At 60.3% G+C, this 8,738-nt stretch carries 6 protein-coding genes; 1 reads left to right on the top strand and 5 read right to left on the bottom strand.

The window, feature by feature from the left end; translation table 11 throughout:
• The 4 genes from ACOZKU_RS18225 to rpsL all read right to left on the bottom strand — a co-directional run.
• Positions 1 to 150: GTP-binding protein (locus tag ACOZKU_RS18225; RefSeq protein WP_421431064.1), on the bottom strand; the 150-nt coding region annotated here is incomplete at its 3' end.
• Positions 151 to 215: 65 nt separating this feature from the next.
• Entirely contained in the window at positions 216 to 2,315 is a 2,100-nt protein-coding gene (gene fusA / locus ACOZKU_RS18230) for an elongation factor G (RefSeq protein WP_314095382.1), read from the bottom strand.
• Between the two features lie 30 nt (positions 2,316 to 2,345).
• A complete protein-coding gene (gene rpsG, locus ACOZKU_RS18235) occupies positions 2,346 to 2,816 on the bottom strand; it encodes a 30S ribosomal protein S7 (protein ID WP_256121541.1) in 471 nt (156 codons plus the stop codon).
• Between the two features lie 57 nt (positions 2,817 to 2,873).
• A complete protein-coding gene (gene rpsL, locus ACOZKU_RS18240; protein WP_022719193.1) occupies positions 2,874 to 3,245 on the bottom strand; it encodes a 30S ribosomal protein S12 in 372 nt (123 codons plus the stop codon).
• Between the two features lie 626 nt (positions 3,246 to 3,871).
• Here rpsL and ACOZKU_RS18245 point away from each other — a divergent pair.
• Positions 3,872 to 4,171: a transcriptional regulator gene (locus ACOZKU_RS18245; protein ID WP_314095374.1), complete on the top strand. Its 300-nt coding sequence runs from the start codon at positions 3,872 to 3,874 to the stop codon at positions 4,169 to 4,171.
• Between the two features lie 343 nt (positions 4,172 to 4,514).
• Here ACOZKU_RS18245 and rpoC read toward each other — a convergent pair whose 3' ends face one another.
• Complete coding sequence (gene rpoC / locus ACOZKU_RS18250) at positions 4,515 to 8,726, bottom strand: DNA-directed RNA polymerase subunit beta' (RefSeq protein ID WP_421580061.1); 4,212 nt, start codon at positions 8,724 to 8,726, stop codon at positions 4,515 to 4,517.
• Between the last annotated feature and the right edge of the window lie 12 nt (positions 8,727 to 8,738).

The following is an 8,738-nucleotide window of genomic DNA, read 5'->3' on the forward strand; positions in this document are numbered from 1 at the left end:
TTCCGGAGCAGCGTCGATCTGGTCGTACGCCTTGAACTCGCCGAAGTACTTCGTGATCGCTGCCGTCAGCGACGTCTTGCCGTGGTCGACGTGGCCGATCGTGCCGATGTTTACGTGAGGCTTGTTGCGCTCAAACTTGCTCTTTGCCATTTCCGGCTCTCCATTCGTGATCCCGCGAGGGGAAATTCATACAAATTTTTAGGGGGTTACCCCGGTCACTTCTGACCGGAGTACTTTGCCTGGATTTCCTGCGCGACGTTCGACGGAACCGGCGCATAGTGGTCGAAGACCATCGAGTACTGGGCGCGGCCCTGCGACATGGAGCGCAGGTTGTCCACGTACTTGAACATGTTGGCCAGCGGCACGTTGGCGGAGATCACGACGGCGACGCCGCGCGATTCCTGGCCCTGGATCTGGCCACGACGGGAGTTCAGGTCGCCGATAACGTCGCCGACATAATCTTCCGGCGTTACGACTTCGACCTTCATCATCGGCTCGAGCAGCTGGGCGCCGGCTTCACGCGATGCTTCACGGAAGCAGGCACGCGAAGCAATTTCGAAGGCGAGGACCGAGGAGTCGACGTCGTGGAAGGCGCCGTCGATGAGCGTCGCCTTGACGCCGAGCATCGGGAAGCCCGCGAGCGGACCCGAGGACAGAACGCTTTCGATACCCTTCTGAACGCCCGGGATGTATTCCTTGGGAACAGCACCGCCGACGATCTTGGATTCGAAGAGGAAATCTTCGCCATCCGGGTTCGGTTCGAAAACGAGCTTCACGCGGGCGAACTGGCCGGTACCACCGGTCTGCTTCTTGTGCGTGTAGTCCTTTTCGGTCTTGCGCGTGATCGTCTCACGGTAAGCAACCTGCGGAGCGCCGACGTTTGCTTCGACCTTGAACTCGCGACGCATGCGGTCGACGATGATGTCGAGGTGAAGTTCGCCCATGCCAGCGATGATCGTCTGGCCGGACTCTTCGTCCGTCTTGACGCGGAAGGACGGGTCTTCAGCGGCCAGGCGGTTGAGCGCGAGGCCCATCTTTTCCTGGTCGTTCTTCGTCTTCGGCTCGATCGCGATCTGGATAACCGGTTCCGGGAATTCCATGCGCTCGAGAACGACCGGCTTCAGGGGATCGCAGAGCGTGTCGCCCGTCGTCGTGTCCTTGAGGCCGGCGAGAGCAACGATGTCGCCTGCATAGGCTTCTTCGATGTCTTCACGCGAGTTGGAATGCATCTGCAGCATACGGCCGACGCGTTCGCGCTTTTCCTTGACCGTGTTCATAACCGACGTGCCCTTTTCGAGCTTGCCGGAATAGATGCGGGCAAAGGTGAGCGAACCGACGAAGGGGTCGTTCATGATCTTGAACGCGAGCATCGAGAGCGGCTCGGCGTCATCGGCGTGACGCTCGATTTCGAGCTCCGTCTTGACGTCGATGCCCTTGATCGCCGGGATGTCTGCCGGGGACGGCAGGTAATCGACGACGGCGTCGAGCAGCGGCTGAACGCCCTTGTTCTTGAACGCGGTACCGCAGAACATCGGGTGGAACTTCACGTCGATGGTGCCGCGGCGAACGAGTTCGCGGATCTTGTCGTTGTCCGGGTAGTTGCCTTCGAGATAGGCTTCCATCGCGGCTTCGTCGATTTCGACGACGGTCTCGATGAGCTTCTCGCGGTATTCCTCGGCCTGGGCCTTCATGTCTTCCGGAATCTCGACGACGTCCCACTGGGCGCCGAGCGATTCATCGCGCCAGACGAGCGCGTTCATTTCGATCAGATCGATGACGCCCTTGAAGTCGCTTTCAGCGCCGATCGGCAGCTGCATGACGACCGGGATCGCACCGAGACGCGACTTGATCATGGATACCGAGCGGTAGAAGTCCGCGCCGGTCTTGTCCATCTTGTTGCAGAAGATCATGCGCGGAACGTTGTACTTCTCAGCCTGGCGCCAGACGGTTTCCGTCTGCGGCTCGACACCGGCGTTGGCATCGAGAAGAGCGATCGCACCGTCGAGAACGCGCAGCGAGCGTTCGACTTCGATGGTGAAGTCGACGTGGCCGGGGGTGTCGATGATGTTGAAGCGGCGGGTCTTGCCGTCACGACCCTTCCAGAAGGTCGTGGTTGCAGCCGAGGTGATCGTGATGCCGCGTTCCTGCTCCTGCTCCATCCAGTCCATGGTCGCGGCGCCGTCATGGACTTCGCCGATCTTGTGGGACTTGCCGGTGTAGTAGAGGATGCGTTCGGTCGTCGTCGTCTTGCCGGCGTCGATATGCGCCATGATACCGAAATTACGGTAGTCTTCGATTTTGTATTCGCGAGCCATTTCGGACTCCTTTCGAGACGTTAGTTTCGGTTACCAGCGGTAGTGCGAGAACGCACGGTTGGCGTCGGCCATCTTGTGCGTGTCTTCGCGCTTCTTCACTGCGCTGCCGCGATTGTTTGCTGCGTCCATGAGTTCGCCGGAAAGGCGCTCGACCATGGTCGTTTCGTTACGCTTGCGGGCAGCTGCGATCAGCCAACGGATTGCGAGAGCCTGGCGGCGCTCCGGGCGAACGTCGACCGGAACCTGGTAGGTCGCACCACCGACGCGACGCGAACGCACTTCGACGTGCGGAGCGACGTTGTCGAGAGCCGAATGGAACACCGTGACCGGGTCCGCTTTAGCCTTGCCCTGAACGACATCAAAGGCACCGTAAACGATCGTTTCGGCGACGGACTTCTTGCCGTCCAGCATGATGGCATTCATGAACTTGGTGACCACGAGATCGCCGAACTTCGGGTCCGGATTGATCTCGCGCTTTTCTGCTCTATGGCGACGGGACATACTTTTAGTCTCTCAATCTTGAATGATCTGGCCAGCGAAATGGCGCTGGTTACTATATTACTTCGGACGCTTCGCGCCATACTTCGAACGACGCTGCTTGCGGTTCTTGACGCCCTGGGTGTCGAGAACGCCGCGGATGATGTGGTAACGCACGCCCGGCAAGTCCTTTACGCGGCCGCCACGGATCATGACGACAGAGTGTTCCTGCAGGTTGTGGCCTTCGCCCGGGATGTAACCGATGACTTCGAAGCCATTGGTCAGGCGGATCTTGGCGACCTTACGCAGAGCCGAGTTCGGCTTCTTCGGGGTCGTCGTGTACACGCGGGTGCAAACGCCGCGCTTCTGGGGGTTTTCCTGCAGGGCAGGAACCTTGTTGCGCTTAACCGACGCCTGGCGCGGCTTGCGGATCAACTGGTTTACGGTAGGCATAGACCCATCCCTTATCGTGTCTCATTACCCTTGCGGGCGGATTGGAGCGGCGGGCCGCCCCTGCATAGTCGGTTACGCATTTATGCAACGCCAAGCGTTCCGCTTGCCTGCAAAATGCTCATGGCCACACGCGTGTTCATGCGCAATAAAAGGCCGATCCACCTGAGCGGATGACCTTCGATAGGCAGAGGACGCGATATCACCGCGTCATGCGTGCAGCATTCATGTTCTCAACGTGCGTCGAGCCTTGTTTGAGGCGAACTTCAGAACGAGTCGTTCCGAACCAGCCAGCCTCACATAGGCTCTGATGGCGTGCGGTCTACTGAGTTAAGGGCAAAAGGTCAAGGGGCGCGGCGAAAGAATCCGGGGCCAGAATGGCTGGCCTGCCTGAGAAGCAAGGCTTTTGGCCGCCCGCCCTGCCCCATCGGCGGCACTTTGGACGGCGGAAGCCTTCGCCTGAGAACATTAAGAAAGCATGAAGACGGAATCAACCGGCAAGAGTCTGCGCGTCGCGAATGCATCCACCGATTCTATCGTCCCGAGTCGCATCGGCCCACATTTTGTCATTGGGTCTTGCCGCCCTACCCTTTATACAACCCGTAACACTGACCCGAAAGGAGCCCGCCATGGCGTCCAGCGCCGACAATGACAACAACACGCTCGGCGACGAGCCGATGGTCTTCATCATCATCGGCAAGGCCTATGAGCGCGAGGGTGACGAGGGCATAGACATCCATGTCATGCTACGCGCGCCCGATGACGATAGCGCCGTGCGCGAGGCGCTGAACGCGCTTTCCGAAGAAGGTTTCCTGGAAGCCGACCTCGACCAGATCGGCACGCTGAACGGCCTGCCGGAAGACGAGCCGCACGCTTCGGCCTACAAGGGCGCGCTGGAAGGCGAAGTCGCGATCATCCGCTTCGCATAATAAGAGTGGCGCAGGCATCGAGAGAGCAATGCCTGCGCCGACATACCGGTAGACGAAACGTCGGCCGCGCGATCGACCCGTAACGACAAGTTCGTCTCCGCGTCCGGCGCGTATCGAAATCGTAATCCTGCGATGATGTCGGCCTCCGCGCCGTGAGCGCCCGTTCCTTGCCAAGAAGGGCGATTTGCACCGCCGCGGCCCTCCCCATCGCAGAACGGCTGTCCTGTGGCCTGGATTCCCACCCACAACCCTTCGTCTATTCGCGAATGAACATCCTTCCCGATCGTCAAAAGCAAAACGCCGGGCACTAGGCCCGGCGTTTTCATTTTCATAAGACCCAGCCTTACTCGGCTGCGGCGCCCTCGCCGCCGGCGAGGTCCGCCAGCATCGGGGTTGCGACGCCGGCGCCCGTCGACTTGCGGCGCTCGTCGAGGATCATCTCGTCGCGGGCCGTCGCGATGCGGCGGATCTGGGTCATGGTGCCACCGGTACCGGCCGGGATGAGGCGGCCGACGATGACGTTTTCCTTGAGGCCCTGCAGGCCGTCGGTCTTGCCGGCGATCGCAGCTTCCGTGAGAACCTTGGTGGTCTCCTGGAACGAAGCAGCCGAGATGAACGACGGAGTCTGCAGCGACGCCTTGGTGATGCCGAGGAGGACCGGATCGCCGTAAGCCGGCTTCTTGCCCTCTTCGATCAGCTGATCGTTGACGTCTTCCAGCTCGATACGGTCAACGCTGTCACCGACGATGTAGGTCGAGTCGCCAGCATCCGTGATCTCGACCTTCTGCAGCATCTGGCGAACGATCACCTCAATGTGCTTGTCGTTGATCACAACGCCCTGCAGTCGATAGACTTCCTGGATCTCGTTCACGAGGTAGGAAGCGAGTGCTTCCACACCCTTGATCGCCAGGATGTCGTGCGGTGCCGGGTTACCGTCGAGGATGTAGTCACCCTTTTCGATGTAGTCGCCGTCCTGAAGGTGGAAGGGCTTGCCCTTCGGGATCAGGTACTCGACCGGCTCGACACCGTCTTCCGACGGCTCGATCAGCACGCGGCGCTTGTTCTTGTAGTCGCGGCCAAAGCGGACGGTACCATCGATCTCAGCGATGACGGCGTGGTCCTTCGGACGACGGGCTTCGAACAGTTCGGCAACGCGCGGCAGACCACCGGTGATGTCCTTGGTCTTGGCGCTTTCCAGCGGCGAGCGGGCAAGAACGTCACCCTGGGAGACCTTCTGACCCGGCTCGACCGACAGGATCGCATCGACCGAGAGCAGGAAGCGAGCTTCGCCACCGCGGGACAGCTTGGCAACGGCGCCATTCTTGTCCTTGATGACGATCGCGGGCTTCAGGTCTGTACCGCGCGGCGTCGAGCGCCAGTCGATGACCGAACGCTTGGTGATGCCGGTGGATTCGTCGGTCATTTCCAGAACCGAGATGCCGTCGACGACGTCTTCGAAGTGAACGGTACCTTCCACTTCCGTCATCATCGGACGGGTGTAGGGGTCCCACTCGGCGAGACGCTGGCCGCGCTTCACCTTGTCGCCGTCATCGACGAAGATCTTCGAACCGTAGGCGACGCGCTGCGAGGACCGTTCTACGCCACGCTCGTCCAGGATGGTGACCGCCATGTTACGACCCATCGCGACGAGAACGCCTTCCGAGTTGCGCAGCATGTTGCGGTTCTTCATCTGCACCGTGCCTTCATACGATGCTTCCAGGAACGACTGGTCGACCACGGTCGCCGTGCCGCCCAGGTGGAAGGTACGCATGGTGAGCTGGGTGCCCGGTTCACCGATCGACTGTGCCGCGATGACGCCGACAGCTTCACCCATGTTGACGGGCGTGCCGCGTGCAAGGTCGCGACCGTAGCAGACGCCGCAGACGCCGGTCTGGATTTCGCAGGTCAGTGCCGAACGAATACGGATCGACTGGATACCAGCCTTCTCGATTTCGATGACATCGGGCTCGAGGATCATCTTGCCGGCATCAACGATGCGCGCACCCGTGACCGGATGATCGATGTCGTCAAGCGCGGTACGACCCAGAACGCGGGTGCCGATCGAAGCCACGACCTGGCCGGCATCGACGATCGCGGTCATGGTGAGGCCCTTGTCGGTGCCGCAATCCACGTGCGTGACGATGCAGTCCTGCGCGACGTCGACGAGACGGCGGGTCAGGTAACCGGAGTTCGCGGTCTTCAAGGCGGTGTCTGCCAGACCCTTACGGGCACCGTGCGTCGAGTTGAAGTACTCGTTCACGGTCAGGCCTTCCTTGAAGTTCGAGATAATCGGCGTTTCGATGATCTCACCCGACGGCTTGGCCATGAGGCCACGCATGCCGCCCAGCTGGCGCATCTGGTTCGGAGAACCGCGGGCGCCGGAGTGGGACATCATGTAGATGGCGTTCATCTGCTTCTGGCGACCGGTTTCCGGGTCGAACTCGACGGCCTTAATGCGGGCCATCATGTCCTCGGCAACCTTTTCGGTGGCCTTGCCCCAGGCGTCGACGACCTTGTTGTACTTCTCGCCCTGGGTGATCAGGCCGTCATTGTACTGCTGCTCGTATTCCTTGACCAGGGTTTCGGTGTCACCGACGATCTTCGCCTTGGTTTCCGGAATGATCATGTCGTCCTTGCCGAACGAAATGCCGGCGCGGCAGGCATGGGCAAAGCCGAGCTGCATGATGCGGTCGCAGAAGATGACCGTGTCTTTCTGACCGCAGTGACGGTAGACCGTGTCGATCATCTTGGAGATGTTCTTCTTGGTCATTTCCTGGTTGCAGGTCTCGAACGGCACGTTGACGTTCTTCGGCAGGAGTTCGCCGATGATCATGCGGCCGGGCGTCGTTTCATAGATCTTGGACACCAGCTTGCCGTCGGCATCCATGGTCTTGAAGCGACCGCGGATCTTGGCATGCAGGGTAACGACCTTGTTTTCGAGCGCATGGTGCAGTTCGCCCATGTCGGAGAAGGCCATGCCTTCGCCCGGCTCGTTCTGGTTCATGATCGCCAGATAGTAGAGGCCGAGAACCATGTCCTGCGAGGGAACGATGATCGGCGCGCCGTTTGCCGGGTGCAGAATGTTGTTCGTCGACATCATGAGCACGCGCGCTTCCAGCTGGGCTTCCAGCGAGAGCGGAACGTGAACAGCCATCTGGTCGCCGTCGAAGTCGGCGTTGAAGGCCGTGCAGACGAGCGGATGCAGCTGGATGGCCTTGCCTTCGACCAGGATCGGTTCGAAGGCCTGGATGCCCAGGCGGTGAAGCGTCGGTGCGCGGTTCAGGAGAACCGGATGTTCGCGGATGACCTCATCGAGGATATCCCAGACTTCAGGCTTTTCTTTTTCAACGAGCTTCTTGGCCTGCTTGACGGTCGAGGAGAAACCCTTGGCGTCGAGGCGGGCGTAGATGAACGGCTTGAACAGCTCGAGCGCCATCTTCTTCGGCAGGCCGCACTGGTGCAGCTTGAGTTCCGGACCGGTCACGATGACCGAACGGCCGGAATAGTCGACGCGCTTGCCGAGCAGGTTCTGGCGGAAGCGGCCCTGCTTGCCCTTGAGCATGTCGCTGAGCGACTTCAGCGGACGCTTGTTGGCGCCGGTGATGACGCGGCCGCGGCGGCCGTTGTCGAACAGAGCGTCAACCGATTCCTGAAGCATGCGCTTCTCGTTACGGATGATGATGCCCGGTGCACGCAGCTCGATGAGACGCTTCAGACGGTTGTTACGGTTGATGACACGACGATAGAGGTCGTTCAGGTCGGACGTCGCGAAACGGCCACCATCAAGAGGAACCAGCGGGCGCAGGTCCGGCGGGATCACCGGAACGACCTTCATGATCATCCATTCCGGACGGTTGCCGCTCTCCATGAAGTTCTCGACGATCTTCAGGCGCTTCATCAGCTTCTTCTGCTTCAGGTCCGACGTGGTGTCGGCCAGGTCCTGACGCAGATCGCCGGCGATCTTCTCGAGGTTCATCGAGGCGAGCATCTCGTAGATGGCCTCGGCGCCGATCATCGCCGTGAACTGGTCTTCACCATATTCATCGACGGCGATCATGTATTCTTCTTCGGAAAGAAGCTGGTTTTCCTTGAGCGCGGTCAGGCCCGGCTCGGTCACGATGTAGTTCTCGAAATAGAGAACGCGCTCGACATCCTTCAGCGTCATGTCGAGCAGGGTCGAGATGCGCGAGGGAAGCGACTTCAGGAACCAGATATGGGCAACCGGAGCGGCGAGCTCGATATGGCCCATGCGCTCGCGGCGAACGCGCGACAGCGTGACTTCGACGCCGCACTTTTCGCAGATGATGCCCTTGTACTTCATGCGCTTGTACTTGCCGCACAGGCACTCGTAGTCCTTGATCGGCCCGAAGATGCGCGCGCAGAAGAGACCGTCGCGTTCCGGCTTGAACGTACGGTAGTTGATGGTTTCCGGCTTCTTGATCTCGCCGTACGACCACGACAGGATCTTTTCCGGCGACGCGATCGAGATACGGATGGAGTCGAACGTCTGCGCAGGCACCTGCGGGTTGAAAAGGTTCATGACCTCTTGGTTCATGCCTATCTCCTT

It is taken from the genome of Shinella sp. M31, assembly GCF_049199205.1.
Classification (GTDB): domain Bacteria; phylum Pseudomonadota; class Alphaproteobacteria; order Rhizobiales; family Rhizobiaceae; genus Shinella.

Excerpts from the sequence above, each read along its gene's own strand:
- fusA (WP_314095382.1), bottom strand. The coding sequence starts at position 2,315 with ATGGCTCGCGAATACAAAATCGAAGACTACCGTAATTTCGGTATCATG.
- rpsG (WP_256121541.1), bottom strand. The coding sequence starts at position 2,816 with ATGTCCCGTCGCCATAGAGCAGAAAAGCGCGAGATCAATCCGGACCCG.
- rpsL (WP_022719193.1), bottom strand. The coding sequence starts at position 3,245 with ATGCCTACCGTAAACCAGTTGATCCGCAAGCCGCGCCAGGCGTCGGTT.
- ACOZKU_RS18245 (WP_314095374.1), top strand. The coding sequence starts at position 3,872 with ATGGCGTCCAGCGCCGACAATGACAACAACACGCTCGGCGACGAGCCG.
- rpoC (WP_421580061.1), bottom strand. The coding sequence starts at position 8,726 with ATGAACCAAGAGGTCATGAACCTTTTCAACCCGCAGGTGCCTGCGCAG.